The 23,807-nt window shown below is 60.8% G+C and carries 21 protein-coding genes; all 21 read left to right on the top strand.

Annotated features, from left to right (window positions below; genetic code table 11):
- Positions 1-155: 155 nt before the first annotated feature.
- Entirely contained in the window at positions 156-2,381 is a 2,226-nt protein-coding gene (locus DBR46_RS21930) for an NADP-dependent isocitrate dehydrogenase (RefSeq protein ID WP_124527876.1), read from the top strand.
- Between the two features lie 179 nt (positions 2,382-2,560).
- Entirely contained in the window at positions 2,561-2,962 is a 402-nt protein-coding gene (locus DBR46_RS21925) for a carbohydrate-binding module family 20 domain-containing protein (RefSeq protein WP_124527875.1), read from the top strand.
- 67 nt (positions 2,963-3,029) lie between these two features.
- Complete coding sequence (locus DBR46_RS21920; protein ID WP_124527874.1) at positions 3,030-3,476, top strand: NUDIX hydrolase; 447 nt, start codon at positions 3,030-3,032, stop codon at positions 3,474-3,476.
- 59 nt (positions 3,477-3,535) lie between these two features.
- Positions 3,536-4,660, top strand: a complete 1,125-nt coding sequence (mnmA, locus tag DBR46_RS21915) for a tRNA 2-thiouridine(34) synthase MnmA (RefSeq protein WP_124527873.1) — start codon at positions 3,536-3,538, stop codon at positions 4,658-4,660.
- Positions 4,657-5,280: a high frequency lysogenization protein HflD gene (gene hflD / locus DBR46_RS21910; RefSeq protein ID WP_017737157.1), complete on the top strand. Its 624-nt coding sequence runs from the start codon at positions 4,657-4,659 to the stop codon at positions 5,278-5,280. The genes mnmA and hflD overlap by 4 nt, the downstream gene beginning before the upstream one ends.
- A 124-nt stretch (positions 5,281-5,404) precedes the next feature.
- Complete coding sequence (gene purB, locus DBR46_RS21905) at positions 5,405-6,775, top strand: adenylosuccinate lyase (RefSeq protein ID WP_017737156.1); 1,371 nt, start codon at positions 5,405-5,407, stop codon at positions 6,773-6,775.
- 84 nt (positions 6,776-6,859) lie between these two features.
- On the top strand, positions 6,860-8,026 hold the full coding sequence (locus DBR46_RS21900; RefSeq protein ID WP_017737155.1) for a cupin domain-containing protein: 1,167 nt from the start codon (positions 6,860-6,862) through the stop codon (positions 8,024-8,026).
- Positions 8,019-8,441: a GNAT family N-acetyltransferase gene (locus DBR46_RS21895; RefSeq protein WP_124527872.1), complete on the top strand. Its 423-nt coding sequence runs from the start codon at positions 8,019-8,021 to the stop codon at positions 8,439-8,441. Before DBR46_RS21900 ends, DBR46_RS21895 begins: the two co-directional genes overlap by 8 nt.
- Before the next feature lie 230 nt (positions 8,442-8,671).
- Positions 8,672-9,409 carry a secretin N-terminal domain-containing protein gene (locus DBR46_RS21890; protein ID WP_124527871.1) on the top strand — a complete coding sequence of 246 codons (738 nt, stop codon included), beginning with the start codon at positions 8,672-8,674 and terminating at the stop codon, positions 9,407-9,409.
- A gap of 504 nt (positions 9,410-9,913) precedes the next feature.
- Positions 9,914-11,239, top strand: a complete 1,326-nt coding sequence (gene aceA, locus DBR46_RS21885) for an isocitrate lyase (RefSeq protein ID WP_017737152.1) — start codon at positions 9,914-9,916, stop codon at positions 11,237-11,239.
- 658 nt (positions 11,240-11,897) lie between these two features.
- Complete coding sequence (locus DBR46_RS21880) at positions 11,898-12,311, top strand: NADH-quinone oxidoreductase subunit A (protein WP_003219575.1); 414 nt, start codon at positions 11,898-11,900, stop codon at positions 12,309-12,311.
- Positions 12,312-12,321: 10 nt separating this feature from the next.
- Positions 12,322-12,996: an NADH-quinone oxidoreductase subunit B family protein gene (locus DBR46_RS21875; RefSeq protein ID WP_016975544.1), complete on the top strand. Its 675-nt coding sequence runs from the start codon at positions 12,322-12,324 to the stop codon at positions 12,994-12,996.
- A 73-nt stretch (positions 12,997-13,069) separates the two neighbouring features.
- Positions 13,070-14,854: an NADH-quinone oxidoreductase subunit C/D gene (gene nuoC, locus DBR46_RS21870; protein ID WP_124527870.1), complete on the top strand. Its 1,785-nt coding sequence runs from the start codon at positions 13,070-13,072 to the stop codon at positions 14,852-14,854.
- A 2-nt stretch (positions 14,855-14,856) separates the two neighbouring features.
- The gene (gene nuoE, locus DBR46_RS21865) at positions 14,857-15,354 is read left to right on the top strand and encodes an NADH-quinone oxidoreductase subunit NuoE (RefSeq protein WP_017737149.1); all 498 of its coding nucleotides are present in this window, start codon (positions 14,857-14,859) and stop codon (positions 15,352-15,354) included.
- The gene (gene nuoF / locus DBR46_RS21860; protein ID WP_105698604.1) at positions 15,351-16,706 is read left to right on the top strand and encodes an NADH-quinone oxidoreductase subunit NuoF; all 1,356 of its coding nucleotides are present in this window, start codon (positions 15,351-15,353) and stop codon (positions 16,704-16,706) included. Before nuoE ends, nuoF begins: the two co-directional genes overlap by 4 nt.
- A gap of 135 nt (positions 16,707-16,841) precedes the next feature.
- On the top strand, positions 16,842-19,556 hold the full coding sequence (gene nuoG, locus DBR46_RS21855; protein ID WP_124527869.1) for an NADH-quinone oxidoreductase subunit NuoG: 2,715 nt from the start codon (positions 16,842-16,844) through the stop codon (positions 19,554-19,556).
- Positions 19,553-20,560: an NADH-quinone oxidoreductase subunit NuoH gene (gene nuoH, locus DBR46_RS21850; RefSeq protein WP_017737147.1), complete on the top strand. Its 1,008-nt coding sequence runs from the start codon at positions 19,553-19,555 to the stop codon at positions 20,558-20,560. Before nuoG ends, nuoH begins: the two co-directional genes overlap by 4 nt.
- An 11-nt stretch (positions 20,561-20,571) precedes the next feature.
- Positions 20,572-21,120, top strand: a complete 549-nt coding sequence (gene nuoI, locus DBR46_RS21845; RefSeq protein ID WP_003174725.1) for an NADH-quinone oxidoreductase subunit NuoI — start codon at positions 20,572-20,574, stop codon at positions 21,118-21,120.
- A gap of 9 nt (positions 21,121-21,129) precedes the next feature.
- Positions 21,130-21,633 carry an NADH-quinone oxidoreductase subunit J gene (nuoJ, locus tag DBR46_RS21840; protein WP_003219561.1) on the top strand — a complete coding sequence of 168 codons (504 nt, stop codon included), beginning with the start codon at positions 21,130-21,132 and terminating at the stop codon, positions 21,631-21,633.
- Positions 21,634-21,635: 2 nt separating this feature from the next.
- The gene (gene nuoK, locus DBR46_RS21835) at positions 21,636-21,944 is read left to right on the top strand and encodes an NADH-quinone oxidoreductase subunit NuoK (RefSeq protein ID WP_003174727.1); all 309 of its coding nucleotides are present in this window, start codon (positions 21,636-21,638) and stop codon (positions 21,942-21,944) included.
- Positions 21,941-23,794 carry an NADH-quinone oxidoreductase subunit L gene (gene nuoL, locus DBR46_RS21830; protein WP_124527868.1) on the top strand — a complete coding sequence of 618 codons (1,854 nt, stop codon included), beginning with the start codon at positions 21,941-21,943 and terminating at the stop codon, positions 23,792-23,794. Before nuoK ends, nuoL begins: the two co-directional genes overlap by 4 nt.
- Positions 23,795-23,807 lie beyond the last annotated feature (13 nt).

The raw sequence follows: 23,807 nt of genomic DNA, 5'->3' as shown, positions 1-23,807 counted from the left end.
TAGTCCACCCGCTTGACGCTCGACTGATGCAACCCAACATCACCGCGAAGAAACCTCGACATTTCGCTCATGGATGACTTTGAACGAACGCGCTCCACCCGGCGCATCTCGAGTTTCTGCGCACGCTTTCAGCAAAGAAGAGAGTTAATCCGAATATGCCCACCCGCTCGAAGATCATCTACACCTTCACCGACGAAGCCCCGGCCCTCGCCACCTATTCACTGCTGCCTATCGTAGAGGCCTTCACCGCTTCCGCTGATATTGCCGTGGAAACCCGCGACATCTCCCTCGCCGCGCGCATCCTCGCAAGCTTCCCCGAGCAACTGGGCGCCAAGGCCATCCCGGACCACCTCGCCGAACTGGGCGACCTGGCCGTTACGCCTGAAGCCAACATCATCAAGCTGCCTAACATCAGCGCCTCGACGCCGCAGCTGCAAGCCGCGATCAAGGAACTGCAGGCCCAGGGCTACGCCCTGCCGGACTACCCGGAAACCGTAACCACCGACGCGGAAAAAGAAACCCGTGCACGTTACGACAAGGTCAAGGGCAGCGCCGTGAACCCGGTACTGCGCGAAGGCAACTCCGACCGCCGCGCACCGCTGTCGGTCAAGAACTACGCACGCAAGCACCCGCACAAGATGGGCGCCTGGGCTACCGACTCCAAGTCGCACATCGCACACATGAACAACGGCGACTTCTACGGCAGCGAAAAAGCCGTACAGATCGAAGCCGCTGACGCCGTGAAGATCGAACTGATCGCCCAGGACGGCACCGCCACTGTCCTGAAGGAAAAGACTTCGGTACAGGCCGGCGAGATCATCGACAGCGCCGTACTGAGCAAGAAAGCCCTGCGCAGCTTCATCGCCGCCGAAATCGAAGACGCCAAGAAACAAGGCGTGCTGCTGTCGGTCCACCTGAAAGCCACCATGATGAAGGTCTCCGACCCGATCATGTTCGGCCAGATCGTTGCCGAGTTCTATAAAGACGCCCTGGCCAAGCACGCTGTCGTGCTGGAGCAGATCGGCTTCAACCTGAACAACGGCATCGGCGACCTGTACGCTCGCATCAAGGCCCTGCCGGCCGACCAGCAAGCGCAGATCGAAGCTGACATCCAGGCGGTCTACGCCGCTCGCCCTTCCCTGGCGATGGTCAACTCCGACAAAGGCATCACCAACCTGCACGTGCCGAGCGACGTCATCGTCGACGCCTCGATGCCAGCCATGATCCGTGACTCCGGCAAGATGTGGGGCACCGACGGCCAGCTGCACGACACCAAGGCCGTGATCCCGGATCGCTGCTACGCCACCATCTACCAAGCCGTCATCGAAGACTGCAAGGCCAATGGGGCGTTCGACCCAACCACCATGGGCAGCGTGCCAAACGTTGGCTTGATGGCGAAGAAAGCCGAAGAGTACGGTTCCCACGACAAGACCTTCCAGATCAAGGCTGACGGCGTAGTCCGCGTCACCGACAGCCAGGGCAACCTGCTGATGGAACAAGCAGTCGAAGCCGGCGACATCTTCCGCATGTGCCAGACCAAAGACGCGCCGATCCAGGACTGGGTCAAACTGGCCGTCAACCGCGCCCGCGCCAGCAACACCCCAGCCATCTTCTGGCTGGACCCTAAGCGTGCGCACGACGGCGTCGTGGTCGAGAAAGTTCAGGCCTACCTGAAAGACCACAACACCGAAGGCCTGGACATCCGCATCATGGCCCCGGTCGATGCCATGAAGTTCACCCTGGAGCGCACCCGCAAGGGCCTGGACACCATCTCGGTGACCGGCAACGTACTGCGCGATTACCTGACCGACCTGTTCCCGATCATGGAACTGGGCACCAGCGCCAAGATGCTGTCCATCGTGCCGCTGATGAACGGCGGTGGCCTGTTCGAAACCGGCGCCGGCGGTTCGGCGCCGAAACACGTGCAGCAGCTGGTGGAAGAAAACTTCCTGCGCTGGGATTCCCTGGGCGAGTTCCTGGCCCTGGCGGCCTCCCTCGAGCATTTGGGTGTGACATACAACAACCCGAAAGCCCTGGTCCTGTCCAAGACCCTGGACCAGGCCACTGGCCAGTTCCTCGACAACAACAAGTCGCCATCGCGCAAAGTCGGCAACATCGACAACCGCGGCAGCCACTTCTACCTGGCGCTGTACTGGGCACAAGCCCTGGCTGCCCAGACTGAAGACACTGCACTGCAAGCGCAGTTCGGCGAACTGGCCGAAACCCTGACCGCGAACGAAGCGACCATCGTTGCCGAGCTCAACGCCGTACAGGGCAAGCCAGTGGACATCGGCGGCTACTACGCGCCGAGCCCAGAGCTGACCAGCAAGGCCATGCGCCCAAGCAACACCCTCAATGCGGCGATTGCCAAGTTGAAGTAAGGTTGTAAGGTGACATCACAAACCCCGGCCTGGTGCCGGGGTTTGTGTTTTCAGACCACCACAAGGGCAGCGTTATCTCGAAAGACTCTAATGAACTGTTAGCTTTAACAGGTTACCCGACATCCCCCAGAGACCATTCTGCTAATGCGGCTAATGCCCGCAGAACAGGAGACTCTCAAATGTTGCGCACCTATATCTCAGCACTCTCATATGTTTTCTTGTTTGCAGCGCTGCCACTGGCGAATGCCGGTCAAAATATCCAGATGACCTATTACCTCCACGCAGATTTCACCTGCAAAAATGGCATCACAACACCCGGGTACAGCGTCTATGTGGTTGGATCGCTCCCCGAGATCGGAAAATGGGACCCCGCTAAAGCCGTCTTACTCTCCCCTTCGAATTACCCGACCTGGACCGGCTCGGCGGGATTTGCAAATGTTAAGCTCAATGAAAAAGTGGAATGGAAGTGCATTATCCGCAATGAGAAGAACGCCTCAGATGTTCAAAAGTGGCAACCCGACCCGAACAACGAGGCAATATTGATATTCTCCCCAACAGTGCAAACCACTGGCACATTCTAAGCCGTTAGATATTGTCAGGCGTATCATGCGGACACGCTGCACACCCATCCGCACCTGAGACTCGCTTATGACCTGGCTACCCCACATCACCGTCGCCACCATCGTCGAAGACAACGGCCGCTTCCTTATGGTCGAAGAACTGAAAAACGGCCGCGCCGTGCTCAACCAGCCCGCCGGGCACCTTGACCCGCATGAAACCCTCACCGAAGCCGCCGTGCGCGAAACCCTCGAAGAAACCGGCTGGGACGTCGAAGCCACCGGCATCGTCGGCATTTACCTCTACACCGCCCCCAGCAACGGCGTGACTTATCAAAGAGTCTGCTTCATCGCCAAGGCGCTGAAACACCACCCGGACTATCAACTCGACGAAGGCATCCTCCGCGCCCGCTGGCTGACCCGCGACGAACTGCTGGCCGTGCGCGAAGACTGGCGCAGCGAGCTGATCATCCGCTGTATCGATGATTATTTGGCCGGCCAGCACCACAGCCTCGAATTGATCCGCCCTTCTCTTTAGCCTTGAAGGCCCGAGCCTGATAGAATCGCGTCCTTTTTCAAGACACCCGTTGAAACCCTATGCGTGATCCAGCCCCTTCTGACACACAAAAGAAGCGCGTCATCGTCGGCATGTCCGGCGGCGTGGATTCTTCCGTTTCCGCCGTTCTGCTCATGGAGCAGGGTTATGAGGTGGAAGGCCTGTTCATGAAGAACTGGGAAGAAGACGATGGAACGGAATATTGCACCGCCATGGACGACCTGGCGGACGCCCAGGCCGTGTGCGACAAGATCGGCATCAAGCTGCACACCGCCAACTTCGCCGCCGAGTACTGGGACAACGTGTTCGAGCACTTCCTGGCCGAGTACAAGGCTGGCCGCACGCCGAACCCGGACATCCTGTGCAACCGTGAGATCAAGTTCAAGGCGTTCCTTGACTACGCCATGATGCTAGGCGCCGACCTGATCGCCACCGGCCACTACGTGCGCCGCCGCGACATCGATGGCCGCACCGAACTGCTTAAAGGCCTGGACCCGAACAAGGACCAGAGCTACTTCCTGCACGCCGTCGGCGGCGAACAGATCGCCAAGACCCTGTTCCCGGTGGGCGAACTGGAAAAGCCCGAAGTGCGCAAGATCGCCGAAAAGCACGGCCTGGCCACGGCCAAGAAGAAAGACTCCACCGGGATCTGCTTTATCGGCGAGCGCCGCTTCAGCGACTTCCTCAAGCAATACCTGCCGGCACAACCGGGTGAAATCAAAACCACCGACGGTGAAGTGATCGGCCGCCACCACGGCCTGATGTACCACACCATCGGCCAGCGCCAGGGCCTGGGCATCGGCGGTTTGAAAGACGCCGGTGAAGAGCCGTGGTACGTGCTGGTCAAAGACCTTGAGAACAACGAGCTGATCGTCGGCCAGGGCAACGAGCATCCGCTGTTGTTCTCCGGCGCCCTGCTGGCTTCGGAAATCTATTGGGTCAACCCGATCGACCTGAGCACCCCACGCCGCCTGACGGCCAAGGTGCGCTACCGCCAGAGCGACCAGCCCTGCACGCTGGAAAAGACCGCTACCGGCTATCGCGCCACCTTTGATGACCCGCAGCGCGCGGTCACCCCTGGCCAGTCCGTGGTGTTTTACGACGGCGAAATCTGCCTGGGCGGCGGCGTGATTGAAATCGCCGAAGCCTGGAGCCAGACGGCATGAGCCCGACCCAGGAGCAATTGACGGCGCTGGGTGGGGTTTTCCTCGCCGCCGTCCTGGTGGACAAGATCGCCAAGACCGGGCAGGTCACCGAGGCGGGCCTGACCTGCATGCTCGGCAGCCTGTTGATCCGCGACCCCAAGGACACCCTGGAAGTCTACGGCGGCGACGACATCGCCCTGCGTGAAGGCTACCGCGCGCTGATCGGCGCCCTGGAGCGCGACCCCAGCACCTTGCAGCGCGAGCCATTGCGCTACGCCCTGTCGATGCTTGGCCTGGAACGACAACTGGCCAAGCGCGAGGACATGCTGGAAGTCATCGGCAAGCGCTTGCCACAGATTCAATCCCAGGTGGAACACTTCGGCCCGGCCCACGAAAATGTGATCGCCGCCTGCGGTGCACTTTACCAAGACACCTTGAGCACCTTGCGCCAGCGGATCCAGGTCCACGGCGACATGCGCAACCTGCAACAACCAAACAACGCCTCGAAAATCCGCGCCCTGCTCCTGGCCGGTATTCGTTCGGCGCGGTTGTGGCGGCAGTTGGGCGGTCATCGTTGGCAGTTGGTCATCAGCCGACGCAAATTGCTCAAAGAGCTTTACCCGTTGATGCGCAACGAATAAGTCGCAGCAACCGCTTTTTTTCAAGCAGTACGCGTAATACGCCGGTCAGTTGGCGACGGACCGGCGGATTTTTTCATGTATGATACGCGCCCCATTTCGTTGCCCGACTGTCCGAGAACACCCCATGCAGCTCTCTTCGCTCACTGCGGTTTCCCCTGTTGACGGCCGCTACGCCGGCAAAACCCAGGCCCTGCGCCCTATTTTCAGCGAATACGGCTTGATCCGTGCTCGTGTTCTGGTTGAAGTGCGCTGGCTCCAGCGCCTGGCCGCTCACCCCGCCATCAGCGAAGTGCCGGCGTTTTCCGCCGAAGCCAACGCTGTGCTCAACACCCTGGCGGAAAACTTCTCCCTGGAGCACGCCGAGCGTGTGAAAGAGATCGAGCGCACCACCAACCACGACGTAAAAGCCATCGAGTACCTGCTCAAAGAGCAAGCAGCCAAGCTGCCGGAACTGGCCCAGGTCAGCGAGTTCATCCACTTTGCCTGCACCAGCGAGGACATCAACAACCTGTCCCACGCCCTGATGCTGCGCGAAGGCCGTGATGACGTGATGCTGCCGCTGATGCGCCAGACCGCCAACGCCATCCGCGAACTGGCGATCCGCTTCGCCGACGTGCCGATGCTGTCGCGCACCCACGGTCAGCCGGCCTCGCCGACTACCCTGGGTAAAGAACTGGCCAACGTGGTGTACCGCCTGGAGCGCCAGATCGCTCAGGTCGCCGCCGTTCCACTGCTGGGCAAGATCAACGGCGCCGTGGGCAACTACAACGCCCACCTCTCGGCCTACCCTGAGATCGACTGGGAAGAAAACGCCCGCGCCTTCATCGAAGACGAGCTGGGCCTGGGTTTCAACCCGTACACCACGCAGATCGAGCCCCACGACTACATCGCCGAGCTGTTCGACGCCATTGCGCGTTTCAACACCATCCTGATCGACTTCGATCGCGATATCTGGGGCTACATCTCCCTGGGCTACTTCAAGCAGCGCACCATTGCCGGTGAAATCGGTTCGTCGACCATGCCGCACAAGGTCAACCCGATCGACTTCGAAAACTCCGAAGGCAACCTCGGCATCGCCAACGCCCTGTTCCAGCACCTGGCCAGCAAGTTGCCGATCTCCCGCTGGCAGCGCGACCTGACCGACTCCACCGTACTGCGCAACCTCGGCGTGGGCTTTGCTCACAGCGTGATCGCGTACGAAGCCAGCCTCAAAGGCATCAGCAAGCTGGAGCTCAACGCGCAGAAGATCGCCGCTGACCTCGACGCATGCTGGGAAGTCTTGGCCGAGCCGATCCAGACCGTGATGCGCCGCTACAACATCGAAAACCCGTACGAGAAGCTGAAAGAATTGACGCGCGGCAAGGGCATCAGCCCTGAGGCGCTGCAAACTTTCATCGACGGCCTGGACATGCCAGCCGCGGCCAAGGCCGAGCTGAAACTGCTCACCCCGGCCAACTACATCGGCAACGCTGTAGAGCAAGCCAAGCGCATCTGATCATCGCAAGACCCTTTGAGACGCCCGGCCGCGCCGGGCGTTTTTATTCCAGTCTGAAAAGTGCTTTCTTTCAATAGGTTACACATGAATCCTGACATCCCTCTTCAACTTCTGGGCGGCATCACGGCACGGGAATTCCTGCGCGACTACTGGCAGAAAAAACCGCTGCTGATCCGCCAGGCCATCCCCGATTTCGAAAGCCCGATCGACGCCGACGAACTGGCCGGCCTGGCCCTGGAAGAAGAAGTCGAGTCGCGCCTGGTGATCGAACACGGCGAACGTCCGTGGGAGCTGCGTCGCGGCCCGTTCGCCGAAGATGCGTTCGGCGCCCTGCCTGAGCGTGAGTGGACCCTGCTGGTACAAGCCGTCGACCAATTCGTGCCGGAAGTCGCCGAGCTGCTGGAACAGTTCCGCTTCCTGCCAAGCTGGCGTATCGACGACGTGATGATCAGCTTTGCCGCACCGGGCGGCAGCGTTGGCCCGCACTTCGACAACTACGATGTGTTCCTGCTGCAAGCCCAGGGCAAGCGCAACTGGAAAATCGGCCAGATGTGCAACTCCGAAAGCCCGCTGCTGCAACACGCGGACCTGCGCATCCTCGCCGAATTCGAAGAAAGCGCCGAATGGGTGCTGGAGCCGGGCGACATGCTCTACCTGCCGCCGCGCCTGGCCCACTTCGGTATCGCCGAAGACGACTGCATGACCTACTCCGTGGGCTTCCGCGCACCGAGCGCGGCCGAGGTGCTGACCCACTTCACCGACTTCCTCGCCCAGTACCTGACCGACGAAGAGCGCTACACCGACGCCGACGCCCAGCCGGTCAGCGACCCGCACCAGATCCAGAGCGACGCCCTCGACCGCCTGAAGAGCCTGCTGGCCGAGCACATGAGCGACGAGCGCATGCTGCTGACCTGGTTCGGCCAGTTCATGACCGAACCGCGCTACCCTGAACTGGTGGCGGGCGAAGAACTGGGCGAGGACGACTTCCTCGGCGCCCTGCAAGACGGCGCGATCCTGGTGCGCAACCCAAGCGCGCGCATGGCCTGGTCGGAAGTGGACGACGACGTCCTGCTGTTCGCCAGCGGCCAGAGCCGTTACCTGCCGGGCAAGCTGCGCGAACTGTTGAAGCTGATCTGCGCCGCCGACGCCCTGCACGCCGAAAACCTCGGCCCGTGGCTGGCGGACGAAGACGGCCGCGACCTGCTGTGCGAACTGGTCAAGCAAGGAAGCCTGGGGTTTGCTGATGAATAAGATTCACGTAAGTGTCGCGGACTGGCAAAAGGATATCGCCGAGATACGGCGCATTCGTGAAGCGGTGTTTATCGCTGAGCAATCGGTACCCCCAGAGCTGGAATGGGATGCAGACGACGCTGACGCAGTGCATTTCCTCGCGTTCGAAGGCGACTTTCCGATTGGCACCGCTCGCTTGTTGCCTAGCGGCGAGATCGGGCGCGTGTCGGTGCTCAAGGATTGGCGCGGGCTTAAAGTCGGCGACAAGCTGATGGAAGCGGTGATTGGCGTGGCCGAGCAGCGTGGCCAGGCCAAGCAGTTCCTGAGTGCGCAGGTGTATGCAGCGCCGTTTTATGAGCGACTGGGGTTCAAGATCGTCAGTGAGGAATTCCTGGAAGTCGGGATCCCCCATGTCGATATGGTGCGCGGGGGCTGATCCAAGACCGAGTCGCACCTTTCGCGAGCAAGCCCGCTCCCACATTCGACCGCAATCCAAAGAGTGCACTCGGTCAAATGTGGGAGCGGGCTTGCTCGCGAAGGCTATTTCAGCAGCACCACAAATGCCCTGCCCTGCCAGGGCATTTTGCCGTCTACGATTCAACTTGCACCCCGCCAGGCCGACAAACTGGCACTATCAAGCCTAAATGACTCGCAGAGATAACGGACATGTCCCTACGCACCCTGCTCACCGCCCTCCTGCTGGCCACCAGCGTCACGGCCATGGCCGACACCGAAGTGGTCAACCTGAGCAACCGCACCAGCGCCGACCTGCTGCCCGTCGCGCAGAATTTCATCGGCAAGGACGGTACCGTCAGCGCCTACGGTAACCAGCTTATTGTCAACGCTGACCCCGGCAAGATCCAGGACCTGCGCGCCCTGCTCGCGCAACTCGACACCCCGGCCAAGCGCCTGCTGATCACCGTCGACACCAACGAGAACAACCAGCAGAACAGCGGCGACAACCAGACCCGCATCATCAGCTACGGCACCGCCAGCCGCGACGGCGGCGTGCAGCAGATCCAGGCCAGCGAAGGCGTGCCTGCGCTGATCCAGGTCGGCCAGAGCGTACCGCTGACCACCACCCAACCGGACGCCTACGGCCGCCCGCAGAACCAGACCCAATACCGCAACGTGACCCAGGGCTTTTACGTGACCGCCAGCGTCACCGGCGAGACCGTTCACCTGGCCATCAGTACCAACCGTGACCGCATGAGCCAGGAACGTCCCGATGTAGTGAACGTGCAAAGCACCGACACAACCGTCAGCGGCCGCCTGGGCGAATGGATCCCCTTGGCCGGCATCAACCGCGAGACCCAGGCCGATAAATCCTCTGGAACCCGCACCTACTCTACTCAGGGCCGTGATGACCTGACTTTGCGGGTCAAGGTCGACACCCTGAACTGAAGCACCAAAAACTGACTGATGAGTCGTCTTAGACTAAAGATGTAGTGCATGAAAATAAGCACTACAAAACATTTGACGAGCCAAAAAAGCATGGGCATGATGGCCTCGCTCCCGCTAATCAGGGGCCCTGGCAAGGGCCTTCGGATCGCGCTCCAAGCTACCCAACCGAGCCGATTCGTGTCTGTACCGCCCACAAGGTGTGTTTGACGAGGTTGCGACTGGAACGAAGTTGTCCCGAGGGACGGAAGCTAACCAGGTAACCCGGCTACACACTGATGGATCGTACAAAGGCCCACGACGCCCGAAGACTGCCCGCAGTTTGCCCCTACCTGCTCAACTCCTCCTCTCGCCATTCGTTCATCCCGTCGCATTCCCCGCCAAACCCGACATGACCGCCTAAGCTTCTGGTCAGCGAGCAGCCCTGCCTATGCATTGAATGCACGGCTGGAAAACGGATCTTCCCAAACTGTTTTTTCACAAGAAGACGCGACGAGGTTTACTCCCATGGCACTGACACGCGAACAGCAAATTGCAGCCCTCGAGAAAGACTGGGCTGAAAACCCACGCTGGAAAGGCGTGACCCGCGCTTATTCCGCTGCTGACGTCGTCCGCCTGCGTGGCTCGGTTCAACCGGAGCACACCTTTGCAAAACTCGGCGCCGAGAAGCTGTGGAACCTGGTGACCCAAGGTGCCAAGCCGTCCTTCCGTCCCGACAAAGATTTCGTCAACTGCATGGGCGCCCTCACTGGCGGCCAGGCAGTGCAACAGGTAAAAGCCGGTATCCAGGCGATCTACCTGTCCGGCTGGCAAGTGGCAGCGGACAACAACTCCGCTGAATCCATGTACCCCGACCAATCGCTGTACCCGGTGGATTCGGTTCCAACCGTGGTCAAGCGCATCAACAACTCGTTCCGTCGTGCCGACCAGATCCAGTGGAAAGCCGGCAAAAACCCAGGCGACGCTGGTTACATCGACTACTTCGCGCCAATCGTGGCTGACGCCGAGGCTGGTTTCGGCGGCGTACTCAACGCCTACGAGCTGATGAAGAGCATGATCGAGGCAGGCGCTGCCGGCGTGCACTTCGAAGACCAACTGGCTTCGGTGAAGAAATGCGGCCACATGGGCGGCAAAGTACTGGTGCCAACCCAGGAAGCCGTACAGAAGCTCACCGCTGCACGCTTGGCGGCTGACGTTGCCGGTACACCGACAATCATCCTGGCCCGTACCGATGCCAACGCAGCTGACCTGCTGACATCGGATTGCGATCCGTACGACCAGCCGTTCGTCACTGGCGAACGTACCCAGGAAGGCTTCTACAAGGTGCGCGCTGGTCTCGACCAGGCCATCGCCCGCGGCCTGGCCTACGCGCCGTACGCTGACCTGATCTGGTGCGAAACCGCCAAGCCAGACCTTGACGAAGCCCGTCGCTTCGCCGAGGCGATCAAGAAGGAATACCCGGACCAACTGCTGTCCTACAACTGCTCGCCTTCTTTCAACTGGAAGAAGAACCTGGACGACGCGACCATCGCCAAGTTCCAGCGCGAACTGTCCGCCATGGGCTACAAGCATCAGTTCATCACCCTGGCCGGCATTCACAACATGTGGCACAGCATGTTCAACCTGGCGCACGACTACGCCCGCAACGACATGACCGCCTACGTGAAGCTGCAAGAGCAGGAATTCGCTGACGCCGCCAAAGGCTACACCTTCGTGGCGCACCAGCAGGAAGTGGGCACCGGCTACTTCGACGACATGACCACCGTGATCCAGGGCGGCTCCTCGTCCGTGACCGCGCTGACCGGTTCGACCGAAGAAGAGCAGTTCCACTAAGCACCGCGTACACGGCCACTGCGGCCCCAAGGAAGACCTAACCGCAGTGCCGCAAAAAATCACGCCCCGACCTGTTCGGGGCGTTTTTTTGGGCGCTGGAAAGCCCCCAGACACAATGAAGATCAAAACTGTGGGAGCGGGCTTGCTCGCGAATGCGGAGGGCCAATCAGCACATCGGTGACTGACACACCGCATTCGCGAGCAAGCCCGCTCCCACAGGGGAAATGCGTTCAGCATGAAAGATTTTGCGCAAAACATTGATCCAGAGCGGTATTCCCTCCGAGCAGATCGGTTAAAAGATCCCCGTCAACAACTAAGCCGCAATCAAGCAAGTAACGACAACTTCCCCCGCCACACGCGAAACATTCGCTTAAACCCCACGCAAACAATATTCATTATCATTTGGCGCATGAAAACTTCGTTACAGCTTAAACAAAACACATTTGATTAAATGCCCGCTAATGCCCACCACACAAGGGTTGCAGCCCCATCGAGGTGCACTATGTCCTTATTCCATCGAATAATTTCGCTATAGGAATTTTACTTGCCCGGTGTTTAGCCATAAAATCACCGCGATTGATTGCAGTGCGACATATCGTCACTGCATCGTTACTTTTTTAAGCTCAGAGACCCTTGCTCTCTGTTAAGGACTTCCAGCATGACCGAAGCGACAGGACTCATGGCCCACAACTGGGGCTTTGCCATTTTCCTTCTCGGTGTTGTCGGCCTTTGCGCCTTCATGCTTGGCGTCTCCAGCCTCCTCGGGTCAAAAGCCTGGGGCCGCAGCAAAAACGAACCGTTCGAGTCCGGCATGCTACCTACAGGTGGCGCCCGCTTGCGGCTCTCAGCCAAATTCTATCTGGTCGCGATGCTGTTCGTGATCTTCGATATCGAAGCCCTCTTTCTCTTTGCCTGGTCTGTGTCCGTCCGCGAAAGCGGCTGGACCGGATTCGTCGAAGCTCTCGTTTTCATAGCAATTCTGTTGGCAGGCCTTGTCTACCTATTCCGAGTGGGCGCCCTTGACTGGGCACCGGAAGCTCGTCGTAAGCGGCAAGCGAAGCTGAAACAATGAGGCTTTGGCGATGCAATACAATCTCACCAGGATCGACCCGGATGCTCCTAACGATCAGTACCCTATCGGCGAACGGGAAACCGTCTCCGATCCGTTAGAAGATCAAGTCCACAAAAACATCTACATGGGCAAGCTGGAAGACGTGCTGAGTGGCGCGGTCAACTGGGGGCGTAAAAACTCCCTGTGGCCGTACAACTTCGGCCTGTCCTGCTGCTACGTGGAAATGACCACTGCCTTCACGGCGCCCCACGACATCGCACGCTTCGGCGCCGAAGTTATCCGGGCATCACCGCGCCAGGCGGATTTCATGGTTATCGCCGGCACCTGCTTCATCAAGATGGCACCGATCATCCAGCGTCTCTACGAGCAAATGCTCGAGCCGAAGTGGGTTATCTCCATGGGTTCGTGCGCCAACTCCGGTGGCATGTACGACATCTACTCCGTTGTCCAAGGGGTGGACAAGTTCCTGCCCGTGGACGTCTACGTGCCTGGCTGCCCGCCCCGCCCTGAAGCGTTCTTGCAAGGCTTGATGCTGTTGCAGGAATCGATTGGCAAGGAGCGTCGCCCGCTTTCCTGGGTCGTCGGCGATCAAGGCGTTTACCGCGCCGAGATGCCTTCGCAAAAGGAAGAGCGCCGCGAACAGCGAATCGCAGTGACCAACCTGCGCAGCCCCGACGAAGTCTGATCCAGCCCCGCTTCTTTTATAGAACGAAAACCTGGCTTCATTCTTTACGTTGACCGAAAGCGATAAAAAAACCATGACTACAGGCAGCGCTCTGTACATCCCGCCTTATAAGGCAGACGACCAGGATGTGGTCGTCGAACTCAATAACCGTTTTGGCCCTGACGCCTTCACCGCCCAGGCCACGCGCACCGGTATGCCGGTGCTGTGGGTGGCGCGCGCCAAGCTCGTCGAAGTCCTGACCTTCCTGCGTAACCTGCCCAAGCCGTACGTCATGCTCTATGACCTGCATGGCGTGGACGAGCGTCTGCGCACCAAGCGTCAAGGGCTGCCGAGCGGCGCCGACTTCACCGTGTTCTACCACCTGATGTCGATCGAACGTAACAGCGACGTGATGATCAAGGTCGCGTTGTCCGAAGGCGACCTGAGCGTCCCGACCGTCACCGGTATCTGGCCGAACGCCAGCTGGTACGAGCGTGAAGTCTGGGACATGTTCGGTATCGACTTCCCGGGCCACCCGCACCTGACGCGCATCATGATGCCGCCAACCTGGGAAGGTCACCCGCTGCGCAAGGACTTCCCTGCCCGCGCCACCGAATTCGACCCGTTCAGCCTCAACCTCGCCAAGCAACAGCTTGAAGAAGAGGCCGCACGCTTCCGTCCGGAAGACTGGGGCATGAAACGCTCCGGTACCAACGAGGACTACATGTTCCTCAACCTGGGCCCGAACCACCCTTCGGCTCACGGTGCCTTCCGTATCATCCTGCAACTGGACGGCGAAGAAATCGTCGACTGCGTGCCGGACATCGGCTACCACCACCGTGGTGCCGAGAAGATGGCCGAGCGCCAGTCGTGGCACAGCTTCATCCCGTACACCGACCGTATCGACTACCTCGGCGGCGTGATGAACAACCTGCCGTACGTGCTCTCGGTCGAGAAGCTGGCCGGCATCAAGGTGCCGGACCGCGTCGACACCATCCGCATCATGATGGCCGAATTCTTCCGCATCACCAGCCACCTGCTGTTCCTGGGCACCTATATCCAGGACGTCGGCGCCATGACCCCGGTGTTCTTCACCTTCACCGACCGTCAGCGCGCCTACAAGGTCATCGAAGCCATCACCGGTTTCCGCCTGCACCCGGCCTGGTATCGCATCGGCGGCGTGGCCCACGACCTGCCGAATGGCTGGGAGCGCCTGGTCAAGGAATTCATCGACTGGATGCCCAAGCGCCTGGACGAGTACCAAAAGGCCGCGCTGGACAACAGCATCCTCAAGGGTCGTACCATCGGCGTCGCCGCCTACAACACCAAAGAGGCCCTGGAATGGGGCATCACCGGTGCCGGCCTGCGTTCCACCGGCTGCGATTTCGACCTGCGTAAGGCGCGCCCGTACTCCGGCTACGAGAACTTCGAGTTCGAAGTACCGCTGGCGGCCAACGGCGATGCCTACGACCGTTGCATCGTGCGCGTCGAAGAAATGCGCCAGAGCCTGAAGATCATCGAGCAGTGCATGCGCAACATGCCGGCCGGCCCGTACAAGGCGGATCACCCGCTGACCACGCCGCCGCCGAAAGAGCGCACCCTGCAGCACATCGAAACCCTGATCACGCACTTCCTGCAGGTTTCGTGGGGCCCGGTCATGCCGGCCAACGAATCCTTCCAGATGATTGAAGCGACCAAGGGTATCAACAGTTATTACCTGACGAGCGATGGCGGCACCATGAGCTACCGCACCCGGATTCGTACTCCAAGCTTCCCGCACTTGCAGCAGATCCCTTCGGTGATCAAAGGCGAGATGGTCGCGGACTTGATTGCGTACCTGGGTAGTATCGATTTCGTTATGGCCGACGTGGACCGCTAAGCATGAACAGCACGCTTATCCAGACAGACCGTTTCACCCTCAGTGAAACCGAGCGCTCGGCCATCGAGCACGAGCTGCATCACTACGAAGACCCGCGCGCGGCGTCGATCGAAGCCTTGAAGATCGTCCAGAAGGAACGTGGCTGGGTGCCGGATGGCGCCCTCTACGCCATCGGCGAGATCCTCGGCATCCCTGCCAGCGACGTTGAAGGCGTGGCCACGTTCTACAGCCAGATCTTCCGTCAGCCTGTAGGCCGCCACATCATTCGCGTGTGCGACAGCATGGTCTGCTACATCGGTGGCCACGAGAAAGTGGTCGACGCGATCCAGACCAAACTGGGCATCGGCCTCGGCCAGACCACTGCAGACGGGCGTTTCACCCTGCTGCCAGTGTGCTGCCTGGGCAACTGCGACAAGGCGCCGGCGTTGATGATCGACGACGACACATTCGGTGACGTGCAGGCAGCTGGCGTGACCCAATTGCTCGAGGGCTACCCATGACCCTTACATCTTTCGGCCCGGCCAACCTGATCAAGCGTTCGCCTGAAACCCACCCACTGACCTGGCGCCTGCGTGACGATGCCGAGCCGGTATGGCTCGACGAGTACCAGGCCAAGAACGGTTACGCGGCGGCGCGCAAAGCCTTTGCCGACATGGCCCAGGACGATATCGTCCAGACCGTGAAAGACGCAGGCTTGAAAGGTCGCGGCGGTGCAGGCTTCCCCACTGGCGTTAAGTGGGGCCTGATGCCAAAAGACGAATCCATCAACATCCGCTACCTGCTGTGCAACGCGGATGAAATGGAGCCAAACACCTGGAAAGACCGCATGCTGATGGAGCAACTGCCCCATCTGCTGATCGAAGGCATGCTGATCAGCGCACGCGCGCTGAAAACCTACCGTGGCTATATCTTCCTGCGTGGCGAGTACACCACCGCCGCCAAGCACCTCAACCGTGCGGTGGAAGAAGCCAAGGCAGCGGGCCTGCTGGGCAAGAACATCCTCGGTTCGGGTTTCGACTTCGAACTGTTCGTGCACACCGGCGCCGGGCGTTACATCTGCGGTGAAGAAACCGCACTGATCAACTCCCTCGAAGGCCGCCGCGCCAACCCGCGCTCCAAGCCGCCCTTCCCTGCCGCCGTGGGCGTGTGGGGCAAGCCGACGTGCGTGAACAACGTCGAAACCCTGTGCAACGTGCCAGCGATCATCGCCGACGGCGTGGACTGGTACAAATCGTTGGCCCGTGAAGGCAGCGAAGACATGGGCACCAAGCTCATGGGCTTCTCCGGCAAGGTCAAGAACCCTGGCCTGTGGGAACTGCCGTTCGGCGTGACCGCACGCGAGCTGTTCGAGGACTACGCCGGCGGCATGCGCGACGGCTACACCTTGAAAGCCTGGCAGCCAGGCGGCGCCGGTACCGGTTTCCTGCTCCCTGAGCACCTCGACGCACAAATGTATGCCGGCGGCATCGGCAAGGTGGGCACCCGGATGGGTACTGGCCTGGCGATGGCGGTGGACAACACCGTGAACATGGTCTCGCTGCTGCGCAACATGGAACAGTTCTTTGCCCGCGAATCCTGCGGCTTCTGCACCCCATGCCGCGACGGCTTGCCGTGGAGCGTGAAGCTGCTGATGGCCCTGGAAAAAGGCGAAGGCCGCGAGGGTGACATCGAGACCCTGCTGGGTCTGGTCGGTTTCCTCGGCCCAGGCAAGACGTTCTGTGCTCACGCACCGGGCGCCGTGGAGCCATTGGGCAGTGCCATCAAATACTTCCGCTCGGAGTTCGAAGCCGGCATCGCGCCTACCAGCGCCGCCGTCCCGCCTCTGGCGAGGCCGATCGTAGTCGGCGCGTAACGCTTAAAGAAGCGAAGGGTCCGTGCCCTTCGCTTTCTCATGTGCTGACGCCTTGACGGCTGTGTAGATGCACATGAATAACAAGATTCCATTAGCCACGCCCGCTGACAACGGGCCAACGAAGAACTTTGAACCATGGCCACTATCCACGTAGACGGCAAAGCGCTCGAAGTCGATGGGGCGGACAACCTGTTACAGGCATGTCTGTCACTCGGCCTCGACATCCCGTATTTCTGCTGGCACCCCGCACTTGGTAGCGTCGGTGCCTGTCGCCAGTGTGCGGTCAAGCAATACACCGACGAGAACGACACCCGCGGTCGTATCGTCATGTCCTGCATGACCCCAGCCACCGACAACACCTGGATCTCCATCGAAGATGAAGAATCCAAGGCGTTCCGCGCCAGTGTCGTTGAGTGGCTGATGACCAACCACCCCCACGACTGCCCGGTCTGTGAGGAAGGCGGTCACTGCCACCTGCAAGACATGACGGTGATGACCGGCCACAACGAGCGCCGTTATCGCTTCACCAAGCGTACCCACCAGAACCAGGACCTCGGCCCGTTCATTTCCCACGAGATGAACCGCTGCATCGCCTGCTATCGCTGCGTGCGCTTCTATAAAGACTACGCCGGCGGCACTGACCTCGGTGTGTTCGGCGCCCACGACAACGTGTACTTCGGTCGCGTTGAAGACGGCGTGCTCGAAAGCGAGTTCTCCGGCAACCTCACCGAGGTCTGCCCGACCGGTGTGTTCACCGACAAGACCCACTCCGAGCGCTATAACCGCAAGTGGGACATGCAGTTCGCCCCGAGCATCTGCCATGGCTGCTCCAGCGGTTGCAACATCTCCCCGGGCGAGCGCTACGGCGAACTGCGTCGCATCGAAAACCGCTTCAACGGTTCGGTCAACCAGTACTTCCTGTGCGACCGTGGCCGTTTCGGTTATGGCTACGTCAACCGCGAAGACCGCCCGCGCCAACCCCTGCTGGCCGGCGGCGCCAAGCTGAGCCTGGACGACGCGCTGGATAAAGCCGCCGACCTGCTGCGCGGCCGCAACATCGTCGGTATCGGTTCGCCGCGCGCCAGCCTCGAAAGCAACTTCGCCTTGCGTGAACTGGTTGGTGCCGAGCACTTCTACAGCGGTATCGAAGCCGCTGAGCTGGAGCGCATCCGCCTGGTCCTGCAAGTGCTGAACGACAGCCCGCTGCCCGTGCCGAACATGCGCGACATCGAAGACCACGACGCCATTTTCGTCCTCGGTGAAGACCTGACCCAGACCGCTGCCCGCGTCGCCCTGTCCCTGCGCCAATCGGTGAAAGGCAAGGCCGAAGAAATGGCCGACGCCATGCGCGTACAGCCATGGCTCGACGCCGCGGTGAAAAACATCGGCCAGCACGCGCTGAACCCGCTGTTTATCGCCAGCCTGGCTGAGACCAAGCTCGACGACATCGCCGAAGAATGCGTACACGCAGCACCGGACGACCTGGCCCGCATCGGTTTCGCCGTTGCCCACGCCCTCGACGCCAGCGCCCCTGCCGTCGAAGGCCTGGACAGCGAAGCCGTGGCCCTGGCCCAACGCATCGCCGACGCCCTGCTGGCCGCCAAGCGCCCATTGATCATTGCCGGTACCTCGTTGGGTTCCAAGGCGCTGATCGAAGCCGCTGCCAACATCGCCAAAGCCTTGAAGCTGCGCGACAAGAACGGCTCCATCAGCCTGGTCGTACCGGAAGCCAACAGCCTTGGCCTGGCCATGCTCGGTGGCGAGTCCCTGGACGCGGCCCTGCAAGCGGTGACCGAAGGCCGTGCCGACGCCATCGTGGTGCTGGAAAACGACCTGTACACCCGCACCGATGCCGCCAAGGTTGACGCTGCACTGGACGCTGCCAAGGTCCTGATCGTCGCCGACCACCAGAAGACCGCCACCAGCGAACGTGCCGACCTGGTGCTGCCAGCCGCCACCTTCGCCGAAGGCGACGGTACCCTGGTCAGCCAGGAAGGCCGCGCCCAGCGCTTCTTCCAGGTGTTCGATCCGAAGTACATGGACGCCAGCATCCTGGTTCACGAAGGCTGGCGCTGGCTGCACGCCCTGCGCGCCACCCTGCTGAACCAGCCGATCGACTGGACCCAGCTCGACCACGTGACCGCTGCCACCGCTGCCAGCACGCCGCAACTGGCCCGCATCATCGATGCCGCGCCATCCGCCGCGTTCCGCATCAAGGGCATGAAACTGGCCCGTGAACCGCTGCGTTACTCCGGTCGTACCGCCATGCGCGCCAATATCAGCGTGCACGAACCGCGTACCCCACAAGACCCGGACACCGCGTTCGCCTTCTCCATGGAAGGTTACTCGGGTTCCGCCGAGCCCCGTCAGCAGGTGCCGTTCGCCTGGTCGCCGGGCTGGAACTCGCCGCAGGCCTGGAACAAGTTCCAGGACGAAGTCGGTGGTCATATCCGCGCTGGCGACCCAGGCACGCGCCTGATCGAAAGCACCGGTGACTCCCTGAACTGGTTCGCTGCCGTACCGCGTCCGTTCAACCCGGCCCAGGGTACCTGGCAGGTTGTGCCGTTCTTCCACCTGTTCGGCAGCGAAGAGAACTCTTCCAAAGCCGCACCGGTACAAGGGCGCATCCCGGAGGCCTACGTGTCCGTGGCCAAATCCGAAGCCGACCGCCTCGGTGTCAACGACGGTGCGCTGCTCAGCCTGAACGTGGCCGGCCAGACCCTGCGTCTGCCGCTGCGCATCAATGAAGAGCTGGGCGCCGGCCTGGTTGCACTGCCTAAAGGCATCGCCGGCATCCCCGCGGCGATCTTCGGCAAAACCGTTGACGGTCTGCAGGAGGCAGCGCAATGACTTGGTTCACTCCTGAAGTGATCGACGTGATCATCTCGGTGGTCAAGGCCATCGTGATCCTGTTGGCCGTGGTCGTCGCGGGCGCCCTGCTCAGCTTCGTCGAACGTCGCCTGCTGGGCTGGTGGCAGGACCGTTACGGTCCGAACCGCGTTGGCCCGTTCGGCATGTTCCAGATCGCCGCCGACATGCTGAAAATGTTCTTCAAGGAAGACTGGACCCCGCCGTTTGCCGACAAGGTGATCTTCACCCTGGCACCGGTCGTGGCCATGAGCGCCTTGCTGATCGCCTTCGCGATCATCCCGATCACCCCGACCTGGGGCGTGGCGGACCTGAACATCGGCTTGCTGTTCTTCTTCGCCATGGCCGGTTTGTCGGTCTACGCGGTGCTGTTCGCCGGTTGGGCCAGTAACAACAAGTTCGCCCTGCTGGGCAGCTTGCGGGCTTCGGCCCAGACCGTGTCCTACGAAGTGTTCATGGGCCTGGCGCTGATGGGCATCGTGGTGCAGGTTGGCTCGTTCAACATGCGCGACATCGTCGAGTACCAGGCGCAGAACCTGTGGTTCATCATTCCGCAGTTCTTCGGCTTCTGTACCTTCTTCATCGCTGGCGTCGCCGTGACTCACCGTCACCCGTTCGACCAACCGGAAGCGGAACAGGAACTGGCCGACGGTTACCACATCGAATACGCCGGCATGAAATGGGGCATGTTCTTCGTTGGTGAATACATCGGCATCATCTTGATCTCGGCCCTGCTGGTCACGCTGTTCTTCGGCGGCTGGCACGGTCCGTTCGGCATCCTGCCGCAGTTGGCGTTCTTCTGGTTCTTCCTCAAGACCGCGTTCTTCATCATGTTGTTCATCCTGCTGCGCGCTTCCATTCCGCGTCCACGATACGACCAGGTGATGGATTTCAGCTGGCGCTTCTGCCTGCCGCTGACCCTGATCAATTTGCTGGTGACGGCTGCCGTTGTGTTGTTGAACACGCCCGCCGGCGCGGTTCAGTGAGGATTTGACCCATGTTCAAATATATTGGCGACATCGTTAAGGGTACTGGTACCCAGTTGCGAAGCCTGGTGATGGTTTTCGGCCATGGCTTCCGCAAACGCGACACCCTGCAATACCCGGAAGAAGCGGTGTACCTGCCGCCGCGCTATCGCGGCCGTATCGTGCTCACCCGCGACCCCGATGGCGAAGAGCGTTGCGTAGCCTGCAACCTGTGCGCCGTGGCGTGCCCGGTGGGTTGCATCTCCCTGCAGAAAGCTGAAACCGAAGACGGTCGCTGGTACCCGGACTTCTTCCGCATCAACTTCTCGCGCTGCATTTTCTGCGGCCTCTGCGAGGAAGCTTGCCCGACCACCGCGATCCAGCTCACGCCGGATTTCGAGATGGCCGAGTTCAAACGTCAGGACCTGGTGTACGAGAAAGAAGATCTGCTGATCTCTGGTCCCGGTAAAAACCCTGATTACAACTTCTATCGTGTTGCAGGTATGGCCGTTGCCGGTAAGCCGAAAGGCGCCGCACAAAACGAAGCCGAGCCGATCAACGTGAAGAGCTTGCTGCCTTAAGGAAGAAAGATGGAATTCGCTTTCTATTTCGCGTCCGGTATTGCAGTGGTGTCCACGCTTCGCGTGATCACCAACACCAATCCTGTGCACGCCCTGCTCTACCTGATCATTTCGTTGATCGCCGTGGCCATGACCTTTTTCAGCCTCGGCGCACCGTTCGCCGGTGTCCTGGAAGTGATCGCCTACGCTGGCGCCATCATGGTGCTGTTCGTGTTTGTGGTGATGATGCTCAACCTGGGGCCGGCTTCGGTCGCCCAGGAGCGCGTCTGGCTCAAGCCCGGCATCTGGCTCGGCCCGGTGATCCTGGCAGCCCTGCTGCTGGGTGAGCTGCTGTATGTGCTGTTCGCTCACCAGAGCGGCCAGGCTATCGGCCACACCACCGTAGACGCCAAGGCCGTGGGCATCAGCCTGTTCGGCCCGTACCTGCTGGTGGTCGAACTGGCTTCGATGCTGCTGCTCGCTGCAGCCATCACCGCCTTCCACTTGGGCCGCAACGAAGCCAAGGAGCAATGACGATGCCTGCTATTCCTTTGGAGCATGGTCTGGCGGTTGCCGGCATCCTGTTCTGCCTTGGCCTGGTCGGCCTGATGGTTCGCCGTAACATTCTGTTCGTGTTGATGAGCCTGGAAATCATGATGAACGCTGCGGCACTCGCGTTCATCGTTGCCGGCGCACGTTGGGGCCAGCCGGATGGACAAGTCATGTTCATCCTGGTGATCAGCCTGGCAGCCGCCGAGGCCAGTATTGGCCTGGCGATCCTGCTGCAACTGTATCGTCGCTTCCACACGCTTGATATCGACGCTGCCAGTGAGATGCGCGGATGAACATGATCTTTCTGACTTTCGTATTCCCCCTGATCGGTTTCCTGCTGCTGTCGTTCTCTCGCGGGCGCTGGTCGGAAAACCTGTCTGCCCTGGTGGGCGTGGGTTCCATTGGCCTGTCGGCCATCGTGACCGCCTACGTCATCTGGCAATTCAACGTGGCGCCGCCGGAAGGCGGCCACTACACCCTGGTGCTGTGGCAGTGGATGTCGGTGGAGGGCTTCAAGCCCAACTTCGCCCTCTATGTCGACGGCCTGTCGATCACCATGCTCGGCGTGGTGGTGGGTGTGGGCTTCCTGATCCACCTGTTCGCGTCCTGGTACATGCGCGGTGAAGCCGGTTACTCGCGCTTCTTCTCGTACACCAACCTGTTTATCGCCAGCATGCTGTTCCTGGTACTGGGCGATAACCTGTTGTTCCTGTACTTCGGCTGGGAAGGCGTGGGCCTGTGCTCGTACCTGTTGATCGGTTTCTACTACAGCAACCGCAACAACGGTAACGCGGCACTCAAGGCCTTTATCGTCACCCGTATCGGCGACGTGTTCATGGCCATCGGCCTGTTCATCCTGTTCCAACAGGTGGGCACGCTGAACATCCAGGAACTGCTGGTGCTGGCACCGCAGAAATTCCAGGTCGGCGACTTCTGGATCACCCTGGCGACCCTGATGCTGCTGGGCGGCGCCGTGGGTAAATCCGCGCAACTGCCGCTGCAAACCTGGCTGGCAGATGCGATGGCCGGTCCTACTCCTGTTTCGGCACTGATCCACGCCGCAACCATGGTAACCGCCGGTGTCTACCTGATCGCCCGTACCCACGGCCTGTTCACCCTGGCGCCGGACATCCTGCACCTGGTCGGCATCGTTGGCGGCGTGACCCTGGTCCTGGCCGGCTTCGCCGCGCTGGTACAGACCGACATCAAGCGTATCCTCGCCTACTCGACCATGAGCCAGATCGGCTACATGTTCCTGGCCCTGGGCGTTGGCGCCTGGGACGCGGCAATCTTCCACCTGATGACCCACGCCTTCTTCAAGGCCCTGCTGTTCCTCGCGTCCGGTGCGGTGATCGTTGCCTGCCACCACGAGCAGAACATCTTCAAGATGGGCGGCCTGTGGAAGAAACTGCCACTGGCCTACGCCAGCTTCATCGTCGGTGGTGCCGCCCTGGCCGCCCTGCCGTTGGTGACCGCCGGTTTCTACTCCAAAGATGAAATCCTCTGGGAAGCCTTTGCCAGCGGTAACCAGAACCTGCTGTACGCAGGCCTGGTGGGTGCGTTCATGACCTCGCTGTACACCTTCCGCCTGATCTTCATCACCTTCCACGGTGAAGCCAAGACCGAAGCGCACGCTGGCCATGGCATTTCCCACTGGCTGCCCTTGTCGGTGCTGATCATCCTGTCGACCTTCGTCGGCGCACTGATCACCCCACCACTGGCCGGTGTATTGCCAGAAAGTGCTGGCCATGCCGGTGGCGCTGCCAAGCACAGCCTGGAAATCGCCTCGGGCGCCATCGCCATCGCCGGTATCCTGCTGGCCGCCCTGCTGTTCCTCGGCAAGCGTCGCTTCGTGACCGCCGTGGCCAACAGTGGCATTGGCCGCTTCCTGTCGGCCTGGTGGTTCGCTGCCTGGGGCTTCGACTGGATCTACGACAAACTGTTCGTCAAGCCATACCTGGCCATCAGCCATGTACTGCGCAAAGACCCGCTCGACCAGACCATCGGTTTGATCCCGCGCGCCGCCAAGGCCGGTCACACCGCCCTGAGCCGCAGCGAGACTGGCCAACTGCGCTGGTATGCAGCGTCCATGGCTGCCGGTGCCGTACTGGTGATCGGCGCCATCGTCGTGGTAGCGGTCTGACTATGAACTTTGC

Source organism: Pseudomonas sp. KBW05 (assembly GCF_003852405.1).
Classification (GTDB): domain Bacteria; phylum Pseudomonadota; class Gammaproteobacteria; order Pseudomonadales; family Pseudomonadaceae; genus Aquipseudomonas.
This window is presented reverse-complemented; position numbering and strand designations above follow the sequence as displayed.

Coding starts and splice junctions, on each gene's coding strand:
- nuoE (WP_017737149.1), top strand. CDS start 14,857: ATGAACAGCACGCTTATCCAGACAGACCGTTTCACCCTCAGTGAAACC.
- mnmA (WP_124527873.1), top strand. CDS start 3,536: ATGCGTGATCCAGCCCCTTCTGACACACAAAAGAAGCGCGTCATCGTC.
- DBR46_RS21920 (WP_124527874.1), top strand. CDS start 3,030: ATGACCTGGCTACCCCACATCACCGTCGCCACCATCGTCGAAGACAAC.
- nuoF (WP_105698604.1), top strand. CDS start 15,351: ATGACCCTTACATCTTTCGGCCCGGCCAACCTGATCAAGCGTTCGCCT.
- DBR46_RS21930 (WP_124527876.1), top strand. CDS start 156: ATGCCCACCCGCTCGAAGATCATCTACACCTTCACCGACGAAGCCCCG.
- DBR46_RS21890 (WP_124527871.1), top strand. CDS start 8,672: ATGTCCCTACGCACCCTGCTCACCGCCCTCCTGCTGGCCACCAGCGTC.
- DBR46_RS21875 (WP_016975544.1), top strand. CDS start 12,322: ATGCAATACAATCTCACCAGGATCGACCCGGATGCTCCTAACGATCAG.
- nuoJ (WP_003219561.1), top strand. CDS start 21,130: ATGGAATTCGCTTTCTATTTCGCGTCCGGTATTGCAGTGGTGTCCACG.
- hflD (WP_017737157.1), top strand. CDS start 4,657: ATGAGCCCGACCCAGGAGCAATTGACGGCGCTGGGTGGGGTTTTCCTC.
- DBR46_RS21895 (WP_124527872.1), top strand. CDS start 8,019: ATGAATAAGATTCACGTAAGTGTCGCGGACTGGCAAAAGGATATCGCC.
- nuoI (WP_003174725.1), top strand. CDS start 20,572: ATGTTCAAATATATTGGCGACATCGTTAAGGGTACTGGTACCCAGTTG.
- nuoC (WP_124527870.1), top strand. CDS start 13,070: ATGACTACAGGCAGCGCTCTGTACATCCCGCCTTATAAGGCAGACGAC.
- DBR46_RS21900 (WP_017737155.1), top strand. CDS start 6,860: ATGAATCCTGACATCCCTCTTCAACTTCTGGGCGGCATCACGGCACGG.
- DBR46_RS21925 (WP_124527875.1), top strand. CDS start 2,561: ATGTTGCGCACCTATATCTCAGCACTCTCATATGTTTTCTTGTTTGCA.
- nuoH (WP_017737147.1), top strand. CDS start 19,553: ATGACTTGGTTCACTCCTGAAGTGATCGACGTGATCATCTCGGTGGTC.
- nuoK (WP_003174727.1), top strand. CDS start 21,636: ATGCCTGCTATTCCTTTGGAGCATGGTCTGGCGGTTGCCGGCATCCTG.
- aceA (WP_017737152.1), top strand. CDS start 9,914: ATGGCACTGACACGCGAACAGCAAATTGCAGCCCTCGAGAAAGACTGG.
- nuoG (WP_124527869.1), top strand. CDS start 16,842: ATGGCCACTATCCACGTAGACGGCAAAGCGCTCGAAGTCGATGGGGCG.
- purB (WP_017737156.1), top strand. CDS start 5,405: ATGCAGCTCTCTTCGCTCACTGCGGTTTCCCCTGTTGACGGCCGCTAC.
- nuoL (WP_124527868.1), top strand. CDS start 21,941: ATGAACATGATCTTTCTGACTTTCGTATTCCCCCTGATCGGTTTCCTG.
- DBR46_RS21880 (WP_003219575.1), top strand. CDS start 11,898: ATGACCGAAGCGACAGGACTCATGGCCCACAACTGGGGCTTTGCCATT.